An 18,850-nucleotide genomic window follows, 5' to 3' on the forward strand; every position below is an offset into this window, starting at 1 on the left:
TTGTTTTGCGGCAGTGTATTCGCGGCGGGGACCAAGTCCAGCCTCGGGCATGAAACTCCAATTCCGCGCCGCGGAAGCCGGCTTGCATGGAACGCGCAAATGATTAGCTTGAGTTTCCGTTGAGTCGTGGCCGGTCACGGCCCGCTCGCCCCTCCGCCGAGACCACATGACCACGTTTACGCCGCATCAGGATTCCGCGCTGAAGGCCGTTGCCGACTGGATGAAGGCAAAGCCCGGCAAGAACGGCACGCCACCGGTATTCCGGCTGTTCGGCTATGCCGGAACCGGCAAGACTACGCTGGCGCGGCACATCGCCGACGGCGTCGACGGCGAGGTGAAATTCGCGGCCTTCACCGGCAAGGCCGCGCTTGTCATGCGCAACAAGGGCTGCGACAACGCCTCCACCATTCACTCGCTGATCTACCGCGCCCGGGAATCCGGCGTCGAGCAGCCGAGCTTTGAACTGTGGGATGACGCGCCGGCCTCGAAGGCGAACCTGATCGTGATCGACGAATGCTCGATGGTCGATGCCGAGCTGGGACGCGATCTGATGTCGTTCGACTGTCCGCTGCTGGTGCTCGGCGATCCCGCGCAATTGCCGCCGATCCAGGGCGGCGGGTTCTTCACCGATTGCGAGCCCGACGCGATGCTGACCGAGGTGCATCGCCAGGCCCAGGACGATCCGATCGTGCGGATGTCGATGGATATCCGCGAGGGCCGCGAACTCGAAATCGGCCGCCATGGCGAGAGCGAGGTGGTGTCGCGGAGCGAACTCGACCCGGACCGGGTGATGAAGGCCGATCAGGTGCTGGTCGGACGCAACAATACCCGCCGCGCCTACAACATGCGGGTGCGGCAGAAGCAGAACATCGAGGATCCGTTGCCGGTTGCCGGCGACAAGCTGGTCTGCCTGCGCAACAACCGCAAGAAGGGCCTGTTCAACGGCGGCCTGTGGCGGGTCAAGTCGCGCGCGCAGTCGAAATCGAAAATCATCACGATGCGGCTGTCGCCCGATGAGGACTTCGGCCACAAGGTGACCAAGGTCTCCGTGCGCGGCGACTGCTTTGGCGGCGCCATCGAGACCATCCCGTGGGAGCAGCGCAAGCCCTATGACGAGTTCGACTATGGCTATGTGCTGACCGTGCACAAGTCGCAGGGCTCGCAATGGGACGACGTGGTGCTGTTCGACGAAAGCTTTGCGTTCCAGGACAGCCGCGCGCGCTGGCTCTACACCGGCATCACGCGCGCGGCGAAGCGGCTGAGCGTGGTGGTGTAGGGAATCCCGTTACGAGCCTTGCGTTTGGGTCTATGCTTGCTTGAGAGACCATGATATTTTACTATCTTTAGTTGCATTGCTGATTCTTTTGTCAGCATTTATTTCGCTGCACGAGCTCTTGTAGCGGCCAAGGATCTTTTCAACCTTCCTCACCTTCGACTGGGCGCTTTTCACAAAATGAAAAAGAAACGCAAAATAGCATCTCGGCGGCGGACACAGGGTACGCCGCAAGCAATTTTGCCGCCGCCTGGGGCGACACTAGTCCGCACGTTACGCGGGCACACTGGCTTCATCGGTGATATAGCATGGTCCCCAGAAGGTCGCACGCTAGCCTCCTCGTCGGTCGATGGGACAATAGCGGTTTGGGACATCCAGACGGGCGAGCGCTTGCATGTACTAAAGGCAGAGGTGAATAGCCGGGTCGCATTTGATCCCAAAGGTGGAGTGCTAGCCAGCGGCGGGCACAACACAACTGTAAGACTATGGGACGTAACCAAAGGCTCCTTGATACGAACACTCGAAGGGCACGAACAGTACGTTGCAGATGTTTCCTGGTCCAAAGACGGCCGCTGGCTCGCCTCGTGTTCGCCAGACACAACAGTCAGAATATGGGATTCTCAATCGTGGGATCAGTTCAAACTGTTCTTGCTTGGTAAGGATAACGTTGCTCTCGGTATTGCTTGGGCCTCAGATTGCCAGCGAATTGCGGCCGCCTCATTCAATGCATCTGTATGGAAAGCCTCCACTGGCGAACGTATCCATGAATTACCGGGTGGAGGCTTATACAGCGTTGCATGGTCACCCGATGAGAAATCCAAGTGGCTCGCCACGGCAAGCGCAAATCAAACGGTCTCAATCTGGAATACCACCAGCGGTTCCAAAGTACTATCCTTGGAAGGACATACAGGTCACGTCAGACATGTGGAGTTTTCGAGCGACGGCCGACTGCTTGCTTCGTCCGACGAGCACACTGTCAGGCTATGGAGTTGCTCAGAATGGCGAGAGATCGCGATCTTTACGAGGACGGATGCGAATGACGTTGCTACATCACCGCGAGCGCTGGCTTTTCACCCAAGTATGCCGCTCATCGCATTTAGCGACGCCGATCCGGACGGTAACGAGCAAATCGATATATACGAACTTGATCTGGCACAGCTCCTCAAACGCCCAGCCTCACCAACCATTACATACACTAGCGCCAAGGTCGTCTTGGTTGGCGACTCCGGGGTCGGCAAGACTGGACTCGGTTGGCGACTCGCACATGGCGATTTCAAAGAACACGCTTCGACGCATGGCCAACAGTTTTGGTTGTTAAATCCACTTTGCACGCAACGAAGCGACGGCACGCAATGCGAAGCTGTCCTGTGGGATCTTGCTGGGCAAGATGATTATCGGCTAATCCACGCATTGTTTCTTGATGATACCGATCTTGCACTTGTACTCTTTGACCCGGGTCGACATGACGATCCACTAGGCAGCGTCGAATTCTGGCTGAAGCAGCTAAAGGTTGGAGCGGAGCGTCCTGGGGAAATACCGACGATATTGATCGCCGCGCGCTCCGACCGTGGAACTCCGCGTCTTACTCACGACGAACTTGAGACGTTTTGCAAGCAGCGTGGGATCAAGGCGTACTTGACCACCAGCGCGAGGACCGGCGAAGGAATTGAGGAATTGATCCCGCGGATGAAGAGCCTAATCCCGTGGGACGACAAGCCCGCGACGGTTACGACGGAGACCTTTAAACGAATTAAGGATTTCGTCCTTGAGCTAAAAGAGAAACCACGCCGGCGCAAGGCAATCTTAACTCCGGAGGAGTTGCGGCAGCGCCTATTAAAGACGGATCACAAATGGAAATTCAGCAACGACGAGATGCTAACCGCACTGGGGCATCTGGCGACTCACGGCTACGTGACGCGACTTAAAACTTCCCATGGTGAACCGCGCATCCTGCTATCGCCTGAATTGTTGAATAATCTAGCGGCGTCATTTGTGCTGGAGGCACGGCGCAACCGCAAAGGACTTGGCTCGCTTGAGGAAGAGCGCCTGTCACACGACTACAAATTTTCAGAATTGGACAAGTTAGCTAAAGCGGAAAAGGAAATTTTATTGGATTCCGCCACCGTTCTATTCTTGGATCACAACGTATGTTTTCGTGAAACTGATCCGCTGCACGGCCGCGCTTACCTTGTATTTCCCGAGTTGATCAATCTCAAGCGACCGATTGAGAGTGACGTAAAACCGGTGACAGATGGCGCCTCTTACACCGTCGGCGGCCCAGTTGAGAATGTGTATGCTTCGCTTGTCGTGCTTATGGGATACACACAGACGTTTAGCCGTACTAGCCAATGGCAGAATCATGCTCGTTACGAGGTAGGTAATGGTCAAGTGTGCGGCTTCCGCTTAGACGCAGAGCGGGCGGGTGAATTGGATTTCGTCCTCTACTTCGGTACAGACACGGGCAGCTCAGTACGGATGCTCTTCCAAGGCTTGTTCGAAAGTTTTTTGGCCCGCCGCAATCTGGCGGTACGCCGTTTCGAATCCGTGACCTGCAAGAACGGACACCCACTTAATCGCGCAGTTGCCCGCGAACAGATGTTAAGTGGGACCCACTTTGCGTTCTGCGGCCGATGTGGCGAGAGGATTGCACTGCCGAAGGCTGACCAACCTATTCAACTCACACGTCGCCAAGCCGAAGCTGTGGAGGCAGACCGCCGCGCGGCGGACGGGCGTTCTCGCTTCGAGCAGGTTCTCTTCCGCCTAAAAACTTATCTCACGGAACAGAAGATCGCCGCACCGGAATGTTTCGTCAGCTACGCTTGGGGTCATCCCGACCAAGAACGCTGGGTAGAGAAGTCCTTAGCTTCAGACTTACAAAAAGCTGGTGTTGCGGTGGTGCTGGACCGATGGGAAAATGCGCGTATTGGCGCCAGCGTGCCGAGATTCGTAGAGCGCATCGGCAAGAGCAATTGCGTTATCGTCGTGGGAACACCACTCTACCGAAAAAATTATGACAACGGCGAGCCGATGCGGGGCTTTGTCGTCGCGGCCGAAGGCGATTTGATTGGAAAACGCATGATTGGAACGGAAGCGCAGAAGGCAACTGTGCTCCCCGTGCTTTTGGAAGGAACTGAAGAGCTTTCCTTTCCTAATCTACTGCATGGTCGAGTCTACGCCGACTTTCGCAGCAGCGATACTTACTTCGAAACCGCACTTGAACTCCTTTTGAGCCTTTTTGGAATACAGCCCACGGAGCCAGTGGCCACAGATTTACGTGAGACGTTGGCCGGCTCTAAGCTAGATCACAACTAGTCACGGACATCAATTCTGCCTCGAGCTGAGTGGCCATCTCGTCGGAGCACGCAAGGCGTTTCGCACGATAGTACGTCACTTCTCCGCCACGAAATAAAAATCTTCCCTGCCCGGCGGCGAGCCGTAGGTGAAGGGCTGTTGCGCGCGCTTGGTCATCGTCCAGACATCGTCGCGGACGATATCGAACAGTTTCCGCACCTCGACCTTGGGCGTCTTGAGTTCACGCGCCAGCACGGTCGCGAACGGGCTGTTGACGGAATCGCCGTCGAGCGCGGTCTCGCCGTGCTTGGCGGCGTAGACCACCATGAAGCCGGCCTCCGGCTCGATGTTGGAAAAGCCCTTGTTGACCAGCTTCAGCGCAATGGTCCGCTGCATGTTCTTTTCGAACGGATTGTCGCGGCAGGCATCGAGTATCACCAGCCGCAGCTTGCGCGCGCCGGAGACCGCAGCGATCAATTGCTCCAGCGCGACGGCTTGCGTCTCCGCATCGCGGTCGGCGGCGAGCTTGGCGTCGGTCGGGATCAGGTAGTTGACGCCACCGATCTCCATGCCGTGACCGGCATAATAGACCACCGCCCAATCGGCTTTTTCGGCTTGGGTCCCGAACTCATGCAGGGCCGCGAAAAATCTGTCGCGGGTGAGGTCCGGCGCCAACGTCACGGTCGCAAAGCCGAGGTCGCGAAGCGTGGACGCGATCAATTTGGCGTCGCGCGCCGGATTGGCGAGCGGCTGCACGTTCTTGTAGGCGCTGTTGCCGACGATCAAGGCGACCTTGCGCGGACCTGATGATGCAGGGGCTGCGGCCGTCAGCGCCGCCAGCCGCTCCTTGGCAAAGCGGCGGGCAATGGCGGCGTCGATATCATCGAACTTGGTCAGGGCCGCGCTCGCCGAGCGATATTCGCTGCGCGCGCCCACGAGGTCGCCGCGCTTCTCGAACACCTTGCCGCGGTTGGCACGGGCGCGGATATTGTTCGGGTTGATCTTGAGCGCCTCGTTGTAATCCTTCAGCGCCGCGTCGAGGTCTCCCTTTGCCAGATAGACATTGCCGCGGCTGGTCATCGCATAGACCGAATTCGGCGTGTGGGCCAACGCCACGTTGCAATCCGCGATCGCTTCGTCAAACTTCCTGATCTCGGTGTAGGTGATGCAACGGTAGGCCGCGACCTGCGGGGCATCGGGATTGATCTTTTTCGCCTCGGCGAAATCGGCGAGCGCCGCATCATATTGCTTGCGGTACGTCTGCACGCGTCCCCGGTTGAAGCGGTGATTGTAACGGCTGGCGTCGTTGTTCGCGAGCCTGACGGCGGAATCGAGTTCGGTGAGGGCGCGCTGCAGGTCGCCCTGACGCATGAAAATAAGGGCGCGGTTGTTGTGGGGGCTCGAGAAATTCGGCTGCAGCTTCGAGCTCTGCGCGTAGTCGGCCAGGGCCCGTTCGTCATCGCCCTTGCTGCTATAGGCGAGGCCGCGCATGTTGATGTATCCGGCGTTATCGGGAACCAGATCGATCGCCGCGGTATAGGCAGCGATCCCGCCGTCATAGTCGCGCTTCTTGATCAGCGCCTCGCCGCGAACGGCGAGAGCGCCCGCCCTGGCTTTGGCGGGCATTTTGTTGTCGGCAATGACGGTCTCGCAGGCGGCCAATCTTGCGACCGGTTCCGCATCCTTATTCCGGCAGGTGTCGATATCGCCCGCCGCCTGCGCGGAGCCGGCGGCGACAAGGGTGACGATGACCAGGAAAAAGGCGCGCAACATCAGTGAAACGCTCCGGCGCATGAATTTTGGTCGCCGGAGGCTGCCGGCGGTTCATTGTGGGAAGTTGCGCCGGATTCGGTCAAGCGTGGCCAAACATCGCGCCTAACGTGTTGCGCCGACGCGGTTTTATTCACGAACTCGTGTGCCGCCGGCCGTAACAAAATGAGCCCTTGCCCGTATCTCGGCGTATCGGAGGGAGCTGCGCCGATTGCGAAACGCGGCTCCCGCTCTAAACTGCCTTCCAACAGCCCCAAGAGGAAACCATGTCCCCTCGCCGATCCAGCCGCCTTTCGCTGTGCGCCGCCGCCATCGGCGCGCTTGCCATTGCCGCGTTCGCCGTCACCCCCTCGCGCGCCGCGGAAGAAGCCGTGATCATCCCCCCGCCCGCCGCCGACGTGCAGCCGGCCGGCGGCCTCCAGACCGCGGTCCTTGCCGGCGGTTGCTTCTGGGGCGTCCAGGGCGTGTTCCAGCACACCGCGGGCGTGGTCAACGCCGTGTCCGGTTACGCCGGCGGCACCAAGGCGACCGCCGACTACAATCTGGTCTCGATGGGGACCACGGCGCATGCGGAAGTGGTCGAGGTCAAATACGACCCGAAGAAGATCAGCTACGGCAAGATCCTGCAGATCTTCTTCTCGGTCGTGCACGATCCGACCCAGCTGAACCGCCAGGGCCCGGACACCGGCTCGCAATATCGCTCGGCGATCTTCACCACCAGCGACGAGCAGAAAAAGGTCGCGGAGGCTTATATCGCCCAGCTCAACGCCGCCAAGGTCTACAAGAAGCCGATCGTGACCAAGGTCGGCCCGCTGGAGGCGTTTTACGCGGCTGAGGCCTATCACCAGGACTACATGACGCGGCACCCGAACCAGCCCTATATAGCCTTCAACGATATCCCGAAGGTCCATAACCTCAAGAAGATCTTTGCGAGCGACTATCTCGACAAGCCGACGCTGGTGAGCAGTGCGAAGACCAGCAACTGAGGGACCAAATTCAAAGGAGACTCCATGTCCGACACCAAGACCAAGGTCGAGAAGAGCGAGGCCGAGTGGCGCCGCGAGCTGACGCCGATGCAGTATGCGGTGCTGCGCGAAAAGGCGACCGAGCGGCCGTTCTCCGGCGAATACGAGCATGAGCACCGCAAGGGCACCTATACCTGCGCCGGCTGCGGGCAGACGCTGTTCGAATCCGACGCCAAGTTCGATTCCGGCTGCGGCTGGCCGAGCTTTACCGCACCCGCTGTCGACAGCCATGTCGACGAGGAACGCGACATCAGCCACGGCATGATCCGCACCGAGGTTTTGTGCTCGAAATGCAATGGCCATCTCGGCCACGTCTTCGAGGACGGCCCCGGCCCGACCGGCCTGCGCTACTGCATCAATTCGGCCGCACTGAAGCTGCAGCCGAAGTAGCTTCAGTCGCCGTTGTCTCCTACTCGTCATGCCCGGCCTTGTGCCGGGCATCCATCGAGAAGAAGCATTTCTCAAGGTGATGGATTGCCGGGTCAAGCCCGGCAATGACAGTGGTCGGTCTAAAGGCCTCTTTATCTTCAATTCCATTCGAACTCATTTCCCACCCCGTGCGACCAAGAGCTGGTCGCGCGGGGTTTTTCATTTTTCAGGGGGGCTTCTCCGGTTTGCCCGGCGCGCAAACAAGGAAAGTTCAGATGCAATTATCGAAACGTCTGCTGCTCGGTCTCGGCGCAGCCACCCTCATCATGGAGAGCGTTGTGATCCAGCCCGCTTTTGCCGCCGACAAGGTCTCCCTGTTCAAGGTCATTACCGCCAAGGATGAAATCGTCATCGGCATCGCCGAGGACGATCTGGCGCAGATGGACGGCAAGAACGCCGGCGGCATCGCCAAGATGCTGGTGGCCAAGGGCTCGATGAGCGTCTGGCGCTACGCCGTGCACAAATCGGCCAGCGGCGACCTCGAACAGGCGCCGCTGCACAAGATCGGCCTGCTCGCGTCGGACTCGCTGCGCGTCGAGCCCTATGCGACACCGCTGAAGGTGCTGCCGATCGACGAGACGAAGAAATGATCTCCTTCCTTCTCCCCCTGTGGGAGAAGGTGGCGCGAAGCGCCGGATGAGGGGTTTGCATCCGCGGAGACAGACCCCTCACCCGTCTCGAATGAGCTGGCGCTCATTCGATCCACCCTCTCCCACAAGGGGAGAGGGGAAGAAGCGCCAGCGGCAATGACACTCTCCCAAGGTTTCGGCGGAGCGAGGACTCGCGGCCTGGAGTATGCTTTGCTCCGGGCCGCGGGGCGTTTTCACCTGACGCCGGCCACGCTTTCAGGAGGTCGCGATGTCGCTGGGCACGATCCTCATCATCATCCTGATTATTTTCCTCTTGGGCGGCTTCTCCGGCCGTTTTCGCGGCTATGGCTATGGTCTTGGCCATTCCGGCATGGGGCTTGTCGGGGTGATCCTGATCGTGCTGATCATCCTGGTGCTGCTCGGCAAACTTTAGGCGCCGTAACCAATTGAAATAACAGGACTTATTTCGGTCCGAAGCGGGCCCAAAGCCAGCCATGCGCAGATTCAGCATCACCCCCGATCTGCGCATCAGGAGTCGCATTTCTGTCAAACAGGCTTATATTGGGGGTCGAAATGACGTGCACGGCGCGCCGCCCGGGATAGCGGCCCACCGTCATCCAATCCCCACTCGCTCGACGAACGAGCCAAAAAGATTGAGGTCACAAACCATGCGTCCATTCAGCTACGATACCGCTGCCGAACTGTTTCCTGCCGCGATCCGCAAGAAGAAGCGGGCTGGCTTTGCATATCGGCGTTTTGGCACCGCGGCCGAAGCGGTTCGCTTCGCGATCGAGGAGCTGCCGGCGGACTCGCTGAACGGCGCGTATCTGCAGGTCGAGGAAGCGCGCTTCGACCAGAGCGGCATCCGCACGCTCTATGAGAGCGAGGCCTTCCCGCTGACGCGCCGTCCCCGCGCGCCCGCCGCGACCGAAACCAACGCCGACGCTGCGTAACAGCAAGCTTTCGAGCTGTCTGCCCTCGGACGATGTCCGGGGGCATTTTTTCGCGCGTGTGAAGTTGATTACCGCGGTTGCTTGTCGAGCCAGCGCTTGAGCATCCGCACGTTGCGAACGTTGGCGCGGAACATGACGTCGAAGGCGTCGCCCGCGACCGGCACCAGGCCGACCACGCCGTCGAGCGCGACATTGGCCAGCATCCGCGTCGTGATGTGCCAGGGCGCGCCGAGCGCGCGCGCCTCGCGCACCAGCCACAGCGAGATTGCGGTCGTGATGATGTCACCGACGACAGGGATCAGCCCGATCAGGCCGTCGATGCCGTAGCGGATATTGGTGCCCGGTACGATGAAGGCGACGTCGAGCAGTTTCGAAATCGCTTCCAGCCGCGCCAGCCGCTGCTCGCGGGTGAGATTGCCGAACGGGTTGGCGCTGGAATTCCCGAAGTCGATCCGGAAACCCTCGAACTGCCCGCGCAGGCTCTCATCGGGGATTTCGCGCCCCTCCTGGTCGATCACAGGCCCACGGCCCTTCGCGCGGCCCTGCGAGGGACGTTCGGTGCGGGTGCTGTTGGGTACAAAAATATCGTCGTTTGACATGGCCATCAGATGGTAACGCAAAAGGCGTGCGCAAGTTGCGTCAAATTATCGCTTTCCCCTTGCGCCCTGTGGCATCTGAGGTCTGGGCCACATAGTCCGTCATTGCGAGCCACCGGGTCGCGCGAACGCGCGCCCGATGACAGGCTCCGCGAAGCAATCCCTGTGGCCGCACCGCAAGAATGGATGCTTCGTCGCTACGCTCCCTTGCGCAAACGCTTCGCGTTTGTCGCAGGCAATGACGGCCGCCGCGAAAGAGCGGCCTCGAAACTGCGTGCCATTGCGCGCAACGTTCCATCTTCGCCGGCGCGTCCGGCAAAACACAGGGCTGACGGCAGTCCGTCCTGGCGCGTCACACCCGGCACTGATACCGCGCAAAGATCGAGTGGATTCACGAAATAGGTGTAAGTGCCCATGATGGTATTGCGTCCCATCGGTTCGGCCAGCATCTCCTCGATGGTGAAGATGGTCGGGATCGTCGGCACGACCAGCGCAGCGAACCCCGCAAGGCTGTTCGACGCCACGCGCTGCAGGCGCTTGACTTCATAGAGCGTCTGGAACGCGTCCTTGGCGCTAAACGCCAATCCGGGTTCTATCGCCGCCCAAACCGCCGGATGAATGGCATCGCGCCGGTTGGCGATGACGTCGCCATAATCACAAAGCCGCTCGGCCACCATCGCCGACTGGAACACCAGCCGCCCCGCTTCCTCAAACGGATCGAAATCGATCTCGGTCAGCGAGAACCCGAGCGCGACGAGCCGGTCGAGATTGGCCTCGAAGGTGTGCGCCGAATCCGCGTCACCAAAGAAACGCAACTGGCTCTTTCTTGGGGTCGCGAGCGCCTTTAGCGAAGGCGCTTTGGCCGTCACGTCGATCCGCCCGGCATCCGGACGGCTGAACGGGTCGCGGCTGTCATGAGCTGCGATGAGCTCCAGAACCTCGTAAGCGTCCGCAATGCTTCTCGCGAAGATCGGAACGCAATCGAGGAAGCGGTTGTTGTAGAGCAGTCCACGCGAACTCACGAGACCGATCGTGGGCTTCAGACCGACGATCCCGTTACAAGCTGCCGGCACGCGCCCCGATCCACCGGTGTCGCTCCCGAGCGAGAATGCGACGATATCGCGCGCCACCGCGACCGCAGATCCCGAGCTGGATCCGCCCGGGATGTAGTTCGGATGTATCGCGTTACGGCAGAGCGGCTCCGGACTGCGTGTGCCATTCAGTCCCGTTGCAAACTGATCCATCGTGTTCTTGCCGATGAGAACAGCTCCCGCCTGCTCGAGGAGTTGGACCGCGTGAGCCGTTTCCTCCGGCATGATGGAGAGGCCCGGGCAATTGCTCGTTGTGACCATGCCCGCGACGTGAATGTTGTCCTTGACCGCAAAGGGCACACCGAGCAGCGGGAGACTCTCGCCGCCGTCGGCGCGCCGTTGCAGCGCATGAGCGCGCGCAACGGCATCTTCGGGCGGCACAAGCGCGGTGAAAATACCGTCCCCAACCACGGCCTGCGCGCGCCGGCAGGCTTCAGCGACCAGATCATCCGCACGCGCGCCCGCCCGGCGGGCCTCGCGAACAGACTTCAGGTTCAACGGAATTGCCGAAAGGTCCGACATGGTCGTCGCGGAACATGCCACGGTGGGTTTCCTCTAAAAAAGCAGGCGAGTTCGTTGGAAGGTCGGCGAAATCAACTCTTGCCTTCCCAGTGCACGATGCGCCGCGCGAGATAGGCAATGCCCCGGTCACTGATCAGACCGATGAGGCCGATCAGAATGATGCCCGCAAAAACATAGGTGGTACGGAAGAAGCTGCTCGCATCGAGGATCACAAAACCAAGCCCGCGATCGCCGCCAAGAAGTTCGGAGGCGACCAGGATCGTCAGCGCCGTGCCCATGGAGATGCGCAGGCCAGTCCTGATCTGCGGGAAAGCGGAAGGCAGCACGACAAAGCGGAATGTCTGCCAGCGGCTGGCGCCCATCGATTGCGCCGCCCGGAGCGCGTCGAGCGCGCAGGAGCGCGAGCCGGCTTGTGCGTTCACCATCATGATCAGAAAGACCGAAAGGAAGATCAACAATATCTTGGATAGTTCCCCGATGCCGAACCACAGGATGAACAGCGGAATGAGGCCGAGCGGCGGAATCGGCCGCACCAGTTCGGACGGCACGATGAAAAGCGCATCGATGGCCGGAACACGTCCGCGCAGCAGCCCCAGCGAAATACCGAGCACCGAGCCGGCCACAAACGCGATACCAACCCGCCAAAGGCTGGCGCCGATATGCGTCCAGATTCCGACGCCGGAATAACCGCGCTGAATCATGTCGAGGAAGCTTGTCGCGACCGCTCCCGGCGACGGCAGGATGGTCGGCGGCACGGCGCCCTGCATCGTAACGAAGGTCCAGAGCAAGAAAATCGCGAGCGGCGAGAGGATCGCGAGCGCCACATACTGGCGCCGTGCCTTGAGCGCGGTGGAATTCATGCAAAACCCTCACGGCGAATGAAAACGGTCAATGGCGCATCTTCCGGTAGATCATCTCGCGCAGCCGAATGAACGACGGATGCAAACGGTTCTCGCCGGTATCACGCGGAGACGGCAGATCGACTGCGAACTCGTCGAATGAGCCGTCCTTCAGATCGGTGAGCAGAAAAATCCGGTCGCCGAGGAATACCGCCTCGTCGATGCTGTGGGTGACGAAGAGAATCGTGCAACCGGTGCGCTCGCGAATGCGCAGCACCTCCTCCTGCAACACTTCCCGTGTCTGCACGTCGAGGGCGGAGAACGGCTCGTCCATCAGCATGACTTTTGGCTTCGCGGCGAGCACGCGGGCAAGCCCGACCCGCTGCCGCATGCCACCTGAGAGCTGGTAGGGATAGGAATTCTCGAAGCCGGAGAGGCCGACCAGCGCCGCCATTTCTTCCGCGACCTGCTGGCGCTCCGCCTTCGGGCGGCCGGCGCAGCGCAGGCTGAAGGAAATATTGTCCGCAACTGTCATCCAGTTGAACAGTGCGGCAGCCTGAAATACCACGCCGCGATCCGGACCCGGCCCGGCGATCTCGCGGTTGTCGATGAACGCGACACCTTCGGTCGGCTGGAGGAAACCCGCCACCAGGTTGAGTATCGTCGTCTTGCCGCAACCGGATGGCCCGAGCAACGCGACGAGTTCACCGGGGCGGATAGCGAAGGAGACGTTGCTCATGATCGAGCGGCGGTCATACTCGAAACCGACGCGCTCGAATTTGAGCATCGGCTTGACCGCAGCGGACGCGCCGGTTTCGTCCGCCGCCAATCCCACGGTCTTGTCAGGTACGATGCTCAAGACGCGGGCGCCCGTGTTCATTTGAGGCTCGCACGATAGGCCTGAACCGGCTTGGTATAAAGCAATCCCGACCAGTCGGTGGGGGCGGCCTGGATGCGTTTCTCCTCGACAAGAAAGGCCGCAATGCCCTGCAGATGCTTGCCGAGCCGCGAGTTCGCTTCCTGGCCCGGAGGTCCCATGAAATCGGCCGTCAGAATTTGCTCGAAGGTTGGATGGGCTGCACCCTGCCCCTCGATGAGCTTGTCGAACTGTTCCGGAGCCATGTCGACCCGCTTGGCCTCATACTGACGCACCTCGGCCGGCTTGGCCTTGTAGTCCTTCTGGGCCTGGTCCCAGATCTTCAGGAAAAGCTGCACGGTTTCCGGGCTGCCGTCGGTGAACGCTTTCCGCGCGGCCCAAACACCGCCGGTAATCATGCCGAGACTTTTTGTCGTCGCGATCGGCTTTGCGCCGGCACGCTCGATGGCACCGACATTCGGCTCCCACACGAAGGCGGCATCGATCTGCCCGGCCACATAGGCCGGCGGCATGTTCGCCGGCGTGAGGTTGATGAGGGTGACGTCGGTTGCTTTCAGGCGGGCTTTCTCGAGCGCCCGCAGCAAATGGTAGTGGCTCGTCGATCCCGTGGCGACGCCAATGCGCTTGCCCTTGAGGTCGGTCAGTTCCTTGATGCCCGAAGCGGGATTGGCCGCAAGGCGCACGTTGGTGGCGTCGATCCGCTCCATGAACAGGATCTGGATCGCAAGACCGTTGGAGTAGCCGGTGACCGCGGGGAATTCCCCCATCCATGCCAGATCGACCTCGCCTGCCGCAATGGCTGGAAGCATTGCCGGGCCGGCCGGGAACTGCGCGGTCTTCACGTCGAGGCCGCCAGCCTTGAACAGTCCGGAGCCCAACGCGTAGGAAAGGATGACGTTGATCTCACCGGTCTGGAATCCGATTCTGATCGGCTTCAGATCCTGGGCTGATGCCGCGCCAAGCGGGGCGAAGGCGATACTGGCGAAAAGCGCCAACCACCGGGTCAGGCGGGTCATGGGTCGTCTCCTTTGCTGAGCGGAATGCGTGAGCGGGCGGGCAGTCATGCGACGGCGCCGACGAGGTCGAGAACCGTGAGCGCGAGGATTTTCGTCGCCGCGACCGACTTGCCGATGTGGATGTATTCGTTGATCGGCGGCCAACCGTCCTCACCAGGACCGAAGGTGATGGCGGCACGTCCCCGCTCCGCGAACCGGATGGTGTCGTTGAAGGCGTTCTTGCGATAGATCGCCGGCGCTTCGCCGTAAATCCGCTTGTAAGCGCGCCCGAGCGAGGCAGTGGGATTCATATTCTCGTCCTGCTCCAGCGTGCCGTCGACGAACAGCGCACCGGGATAGGGCCGCGCCGTCGCCTTCAGCTCCGGATCGCTGGCCGTCTCGGCAGCGATCACGGCCTGCACGTCCGCCATCACGCTGTCGGGCGTCATGCCGGGCAGGATGCCGACGACTGCGATCACCGCACGGGCGATGTCGGGCGTGAACTGCATCTCCCGCTTCACGCCGCCCTGCACCCGGACCAGCGCCGTCATCGGCCGCGTGCCTCCCGCAATTCTCGCGGGCGTATGGGTGAACGTCATGGTCTCCAGCGCCGTGAGCAGCCGCACCATCTTGGCGACGGCATTGACCCCGGTGTCAGGCCTCCAGATGTGAGTCTTGACGCCGTGGGTTTCGATCTCGACCAGGAAATTTCCGCCGTTGGCGACCGCAATGCCCATGCCCGATCGGCCGTCAGGTTTGGTCCAGCCGGTCGGCTCGCAGACGATGGTGTAATCGGCATCGAGCCCGCATTCGTCCAGCAGAAAGATCGAACCGTCGGGGCCGTTCTTTTCTTCATCCGCGGTGTAGACGCATTTGAGCGTACCGCGCAGCTTCACGCCGGCTTCGCGGATGGCGCGCGCGGCCAGCAACGTGCATGCAAGGTTGCCTCGCGTGTCGGATGTGCCCCGTGCGTAAAGCCTGTCGCCATGGCGGGTCGGACGAAACGGATGGCCACCGGTCATCGTCCAGGCATTCCAGTCGCCTGCCGGGTAGGTGTCGAGATGATCGTTGAGAATCAAGGATGGACCGCCGCCGGCGCCTTCAAGGATTCCAACAACGTTCGGCCGGCCCTCGCGCTTGGTCGGGAACGTGACCGCAAATCCCATCTCCCGCAGCTTGCCGGCGATGAAGAGGGCCGCGCCCTCTTCCCGCGCCGGCGCCTCGTCCGGATCCAGCGGGTTCTCGGCTTCCGGCTGGCCGGCGGGAACCAGTTCGCAGGTCAGATCGAGCCAGGCTTTTTCGGTGATGCGATCCAGCACAAGCCGCTCAATCTCGGTAAGGCCGTCCTGCTCAATCACATCCACCGTCGTCTGCATGGCTGTCCCCTGGCTTCTTCACCAGGTGCAATAGCAAGGCATGTGCCAGCGGCTCTGTCGCTGCGTGCGAAGCGGTGGGCGAGCGGTAGCCCCCTATGATTCCAGCATAAAATGTCTTTGGGGCATGGCCTCTTTGCTCTGTCAGAAAATTTCCTACGGTGTTCCGATGCGGGGTCGCTGGGCAGCGGACCCGTCCAGATGACGTAGGACGCGCCGTCGCTGAAGAGCGCTAGTCGTCGTCGGCGGATGCTGCTGCTGTAAGCAGATCAAGACGCTGGATCACGAGCATGCCCCGCTTCTGCCGAAGCACGCCCTCTTTCTGCATCCGGTTGAGGCTGATGGTGACCCATTGCCGCGTCGCACCAATGAGATTCGCGATTTCGGCATGGGTAAAGGCGGCTGCGATCACGATGCCGCCGTCACTGGATTCTTCGTCAAAGCCATAGGTTTTGGCGAGATGCAGCAGGACCTGCGCCAGGCGTTGCGACAGCGAGCGCGTGCCGAGCATCTGCGCCAGCGAGGAATAGCAGCGCGCCTTGAAGCTGAGCGCCTCGATGATTTCGATCGCCAGATCCGGCACGTCGCGGGCCAGATCGCGCAAGCCCGCGCCCGGAAGATGCGTGACGGTACTGTTCTTCGCCGCAACGGCGGACCAGACATGAACGCCGCCGTCAAAGATTTCGGGACCGCCGACGAAGTTGCCCGGCAACCAGTAGGCCAGGGTGATCTCCTTTCCCGAAGGCGCGGTGTAGTAGCTGCGAACAAGGCCGCTTTCGATGATCACGATACCATCGTGCAGATCGCCCTGAAGGAACAATGTCTCGCCGCGCTGGTAGGATTGTTTCCTGCCATGGCGCTCGACGCGCTCGCGCGCCGCCTGAGGAAGGCGGCCGATCAGACTCTGTTGGCGGGTGACCGCCTCGTCAGCCTCGGTGAGAAGAATGCCGGCGGTCTTATCCCCAATGTCTGACATTGCATCCCTGGACCGAGGCCTTCGTTGGCCCCGGAAACGGACGGCGACCGGTGTCCACGCCGACACGGTCCTGCCCTGCATCATGTCGAATGCACCGGCGCCTGTTCGTCGGCATATCTGTGCGCCAGCCACGACGACAGCACCGCGGGCACGCCGCCGACCAGTCCGTAAAGGATGAACTGCATCACGCCGGTATCCGGGCCGCGCGAGCCGTAGAGCAGCTCCGTGACCGTGAATCCGATCGCGCCCACGATGCATAGGCGCACCCACCAGGGAATCCGCCGCACGTGGTACAGGATGTCGTCGATGGCGCCGATCATCAGCGCCGGCACGACGCCGAACAGATAGCTGTATTGCAGCGTCTTGGCGAAAGTGCCGAAGAATTTCCCGACCTCCTTCCAGTCGGTCTGGGCCCAGTAGCCGGAAGCCATCGTGATCGCGAACAACATCAGCAGCCCGCCGACGAACGGGCCGATGGCTCCGAAGATCAGATAGCGTTTCATGGACCGTCCTCTTCCAATCGCGGGATCAGATGCGGTCTCAGTCTTACGATGATCTTGCGAAAAATTCGACAGGCTTGACGGAAGCGTTGTGAAACAATCCGCCGCCGCCCGCTACTCGCCCCAGGCCGCGAACGCCTCGTTGAACGCCCGCTCGCCCGGCGCGCCCTTTTCGATCGCGATGATGGCGCGGCGCTGGTTGACGTAGACCAGCGGCACGTCGAACCAGGAACGCTCCTTCAGGAGCTGCAGATTGCGGGCGCGGTCGGCGTCGACGTTGGAGAGGCCGACCAGGAAGAAGCCGTCGGTGACCTTCACGGCGAGGCCCGCCAGCGGCGTGCCGCGCGCCTGCTCGTTGGATTTCATCAAGATGCCCGGCACGTTGCCGACGCCGCCGCCGGAGAAATCCTGCGGCAGGATGAAGGTCAGCTCCGCGGTGTGGCTTGCGGGGAGCGAGGTGTCGGTGTTGCGGCGGAACGACATCGTCATCTTGAACTTGCGGTCGGGAATTTCGATGTCGGCGCGCACGCTGATGTCAGGCTTCTGGTTGCCGCTCGCCTTGATCGGTTCGGTACGCCAGATCACCGAGCCGACATATTGCTTGCCCTTGGGATCGGACGGGTCCTCGTCATACAGCACCACGCGCTGCGCCACCGGCGCCACCTGCTCCGACGACGGCTGGCCGACGCGATCGGGGATCTTCGGCTTCGACTGCGGCGCCGACGGATCCTTCGGCGCTTCGACGACCGGCGACGACTTGAACAGGCCAGAGACGATGGTCAGCGCCTGCTTGCCCCAGACGATACCGGCGCCGACCAAAATCAGCACGATGCCGACCGCGATCGCGCTCTTGAACGGGAAAGCCGCGCCGACCCGGCGTGGCTTTTTCGGCTCGCGGTCGCCGTTTTGGCCGATCCGCGAACGCTGCGGCGGCGGCTGCATCGGGGCAGCCTGCGGCGAATAGCGGTCGGCCTCCTCGAGCGACTCCTCATAGGAATACGGCGCTTCCGGATCGGCGCCGCGGTTCTCCATGCTCGGCTCGAGCCGGTCGAACTCCGGCGAGGGCGAGGGCACGTTGGCGTAGGTCTTGCGCGCCGAGCGGTTGGCCTGGGCCGCGGCGCGGCCGAGATCGTCGGCGTCGGCGGCGATGTCGCGGAAGCCGCGCATGCCAGGGGGCTGCGGCATCTGCGGCGCTGAATTATCGGGACCGCGGCGTGCCGCGCCTGACCGTTCACGGGTCGGCGGCAGCGGCGGTTCCTGCCCCGGCGGCAGCTGCGGCGGGCGTGGTGGCGGCGGGGGTGGCGCATCGGGCCGCAGATTGCGCGGCGGGCGCTGCTGGTCGCCGTCACCAGACGGCGGACGGGGTTCGCGCGCGGGCGGCGGCGAAGCCGGGCGCGGACGGGGTGGGTTAGCAGCCGGCGCACCGGATTCCGGCGGGCGCGCATTGGCGCGGCGGAAGGCGTCGCCGCCACGCGCAGCCCCGGCGCCGCCGGGCCGCGAGGCGTCGCGGGCGCGCTGGGCGGCCTCGGACTCGACCTTGCGGACGGCCTCTTCCAGCGACAGCCGCTCCCGGGTGATTTCCGATTCGCTCAAAGGCGGCTGCACGCTGCGCAGCTGCGCGATCAGCGCCGAGCGGGCCCGCTCATAGAGCGCACGGCGGCTCTCGCCGGGAGCACTGGGGTCCAGTCCGGCAATGGCGCGGGCGATCAGCGGGTAGTAGTCAGCCATAACGACTCAACAATGCGGACTT

The 18,850-nt window shown here is 61.8% G+C and carries 17 protein-coding genes; 7 read left to right on the forward strand and 10 right to left on the reverse strand.

Features of this window, described 5'->3' with window-relative positions; genetic code table 11:
- Positions 1–166: 166 nt before the first annotated feature.
- Positions 167–1,276, forward strand: coding sequence for an ATP-dependent RecD-like DNA helicase (locus JQ574_RS14005; protein WP_212207284.1), 1,110 nt, complete (start codon positions 167–169; stop codon positions 1,274–1,276).
- 177 nt (positions 1,277–1,453) lie between these two features.
- Entirely contained in the window at positions 1,454–4,585 is a 3,132-nt protein-coding gene (locus tag JQ574_RS14010) for a TIR domain-containing protein (RefSeq protein ID WP_212383607.1), read from the forward strand.
- A 75-nt stretch (positions 4,586–4,660) separates the two neighbouring features.
- Here JQ574_RS14010 and JQ574_RS14015 read toward each other — a convergent pair whose 3' ends face one another.
- Positions 4,661–6,337, reverse strand: a complete 1,677-nt coding sequence (locus JQ574_RS14015) for a caspase family protein (protein WP_212207282.1) — start codon at positions 6,335–6,337, stop codon at positions 4,661–4,663.
- A 263-nt stretch (positions 6,338–6,600) separates the two neighbouring features.
- Between JQ574_RS14015 and msrA the strand changes: the two genes are divergently transcribed.
- The 5 genes from msrA (at position 6,601) to JQ574_RS14040 (ending at position 9,331) form a co-directional block, all read left to right on the forward strand.
- On the forward strand, positions 6,601–7,320 hold the full coding sequence (gene msrA / locus JQ574_RS14020) for a peptide-methionine (S)-S-oxide reductase MsrA (RefSeq protein ID WP_212207281.1): 720 nt from the start codon (positions 6,601–6,603) through the stop codon (positions 7,318–7,320).
- Positions 7,321–7,344: 24 nt separating this feature from the next.
- On the forward strand, positions 7,345–7,749 hold the full coding sequence (gene msrB, locus JQ574_RS14025) for a peptide-methionine (R)-S-oxide reductase MsrB (protein ID WP_212207280.1): 405 nt from the start codon (positions 7,345–7,347) through the stop codon (positions 7,747–7,749).
- 254 nt (positions 7,750–8,003) lie between these two features.
- Complete coding sequence (locus tag JQ574_RS14030) at positions 8,004–8,378, forward strand: hypothetical protein (protein WP_249119324.1); 375 nt, start codon at positions 8,004–8,006, stop codon at positions 8,376–8,378.
- A gap of 268 nt (positions 8,379–8,646) precedes the next feature.
- Entirely contained in the window at positions 8,647–8,811 is a 165-nt protein-coding gene (locus JQ574_RS14035) for a DUF3309 family protein (protein ID WP_212207279.1), read from the forward strand.
- 235 nt (positions 8,812–9,046) lie between these two features.
- Positions 9,047–9,331 carry a hypothetical protein gene (locus JQ574_RS14040; RefSeq protein WP_192737574.1) on the forward strand — a complete coding sequence of 95 codons (285 nt, stop codon included), beginning with the start codon at positions 9,047–9,049 and terminating at the stop codon, positions 9,329–9,331.
- A 68-nt stretch (positions 9,332–9,399) separates the two neighbouring features.
- Here JQ574_RS14040 and JQ574_RS14045 read toward each other — a convergent pair whose 3' ends face one another.
- From JQ574_RS14045 to JQ574_RS14085, 9 genes are all read right to left on the reverse strand, one after another.
- Positions 9,400–9,936 (reverse strand): DUF4112 domain-containing protein, encoded by a 537-nt coding sequence (locus JQ574_RS14045; RefSeq protein WP_212207278.1) that lies wholly within the window; start codon positions 9,934–9,936, stop codon positions 9,400–9,402.
- Between the two features lie 188 nt (positions 9,937–10,124).
- Positions 10,125–11,561, reverse strand: a complete 1,437-nt coding sequence (locus JQ574_RS14050; RefSeq protein ID WP_312014633.1) for an allophanate hydrolase — start codon at positions 11,559–11,561, stop codon at positions 10,125–10,127.
- 50 nt (positions 11,562–11,611) lie between these two features.
- The gene (locus tag JQ574_RS14055) at positions 11,612–12,400 is read right to left on the reverse strand and encodes an ABC transporter permease (protein WP_212207277.1); all 789 of its coding nucleotides are present in this window, start codon (positions 12,398–12,400) and stop codon (positions 11,612–11,614) included.
- A gap of 28 nt (positions 12,401–12,428) precedes the next feature.
- Entirely contained in the window at positions 12,429–13,259 is an 831-nt protein-coding gene (locus JQ574_RS14060; protein WP_212207276.1) for an ABC transporter ATP-binding protein, read from the reverse strand.
- A complete protein-coding gene (locus JQ574_RS14065) occupies positions 13,256–14,272 on the reverse strand; it encodes an aliphatic sulfonate ABC transporter substrate-binding protein (RefSeq protein ID WP_212207275.1) in 1,017 nt (338 codons plus the stop codon). Before JQ574_RS14065 ends, JQ574_RS14060 begins: the two co-directional genes overlap by 4 nt.
- A gap of 44 nt (positions 14,273–14,316) precedes the next feature.
- Complete coding sequence (locus JQ574_RS14070; RefSeq protein ID WP_212207274.1) at positions 14,317–15,627, reverse strand: M20 family metallopeptidase; 1,311 nt, start codon at positions 15,625–15,627, stop codon at positions 14,317–14,319.
- Positions 15,628–15,856: 229 nt separating this feature from the next.
- Entirely contained in the window at positions 15,857–16,600 is a 744-nt protein-coding gene (locus JQ574_RS14075; RefSeq protein WP_212207273.1) for a Crp/Fnr family transcriptional regulator, read from the reverse strand.
- An 80-nt stretch (positions 16,601–16,680) separates the two neighbouring features.
- On the reverse strand, positions 16,681–17,103 hold the full coding sequence (locus tag JQ574_RS14080) for a DUF5413 family protein (RefSeq protein WP_212207272.1): 423 nt from the start codon (positions 17,101–17,103) through the stop codon (positions 16,681–16,683).
- A 111-nt stretch (positions 17,104–17,214) separates the two neighbouring features.
- On the reverse strand, positions 17,215–18,828 hold the full coding sequence (locus JQ574_RS14085; protein WP_212207271.1) for a hypothetical protein: 1,614 nt from the start codon (positions 18,826–18,828) through the stop codon (positions 17,215–17,217).
- Between the last annotated feature and the right edge of the window lie 22 nt (positions 18,829–18,850).

Source organism: Bradyrhizobium sp. AUGA SZCCT0158, assembly GCF_018130065.1.
GTDB lineage: Bacteria > Pseudomonadota > Alphaproteobacteria > Rhizobiales > Xanthobacteraceae > Bradyrhizobium.

Coding starts and splice junctions, on each gene's coding strand:
- JQ574_RS14075 (WP_212207273.1), bottom strand. CDS start 16,600: ATGTCAGACATTGGGGATAAGACCGCCGGCATTCTTCTCACCGAGGCT.
- JQ574_RS14080 (WP_212207272.1), bottom strand. CDS start 17,103: ATGAAACGCTATCTGATCTTCGGAGCCATCGGCCCGTTCGTCGGCGGG.
- JQ574_RS14015 (WP_212207282.1), bottom strand. CDS start 6,337: ATGTTGCGCGCCTTTTTCCTGGTCATCGTCACCCTTGTCGCCGCCGGC.
- JQ574_RS14040 (WP_192737574.1), top strand. CDS start 9,047: ATGCGTCCATTCAGCTACGATACCGCTGCCGAACTGTTTCCTGCCGCG.
- JQ574_RS14085 (WP_212207271.1), bottom strand. CDS start 18,828: ATGGCTGACTACTACCCGCTGATCGCCCGCGCCATTGCCGGACTGGAC.
- JQ574_RS14055 (WP_212207277.1), bottom strand. CDS start 12,400: ATGAATTCCACCGCGCTCAAGGCACGGCGCCAGTATGTGGCGCTCGCG.
- JQ574_RS14030 (WP_249119324.1), top strand. CDS start 8,004: ATGCAATTATCGAAACGTCTGCTGCTCGGTCTCGGCGCAGCCACCCTC.
- JQ574_RS14070 (WP_212207274.1), bottom strand. CDS start 15,627: ATGCAGACGACGGTGGATGTGATTGAGCAGGACGGCCTTACCGAGATT.
- msrB (WP_212207280.1), top strand. CDS start 7,345: ATGTCCGACACCAAGACCAAGGTCGAGAAGAGCGAGGCCGAGTGGCGC.
- JQ574_RS14035 (WP_212207279.1), top strand. CDS start 8,647: ATGTCGCTGGGCACGATCCTCATCATCATCCTGATTATTTTCCTCTTG.
- JQ574_RS14045 (WP_212207278.1), bottom strand. CDS start 9,936: ATGGCCATGTCAAACGACGATATTTTTGTACCCAACAGCACCCGCACC.
- JQ574_RS14060 (WP_212207276.1), bottom strand. CDS start 13,259: ATGAACACGGGCGCCCGCGTCTTGAGCATCGTACCTGACAAGACCGTG.
- JQ574_RS14010 (WP_212383607.1), top strand. CDS start 1,454: ATGAAAAAGAAACGCAAAATAGCATCTCGGCGGCGGACACAGGGTACG.
- JQ574_RS14065 (WP_212207275.1), bottom strand. CDS start 14,272: ATGACCCGCCTGACCCGGTGGTTGGCGCTTTTCGCCAGTATCGCCTTC.
- JQ574_RS14005 (WP_212207284.1), top strand. CDS start 167: ATGACCACGTTTACGCCGCATCAGGATTCCGCGCTGAAGGCCGTTGCC.
- msrA (WP_212207281.1), top strand. CDS start 6,601: ATGTCCCCTCGCCGATCCAGCCGCCTTTCGCTGTGCGCCGCCGCCATC.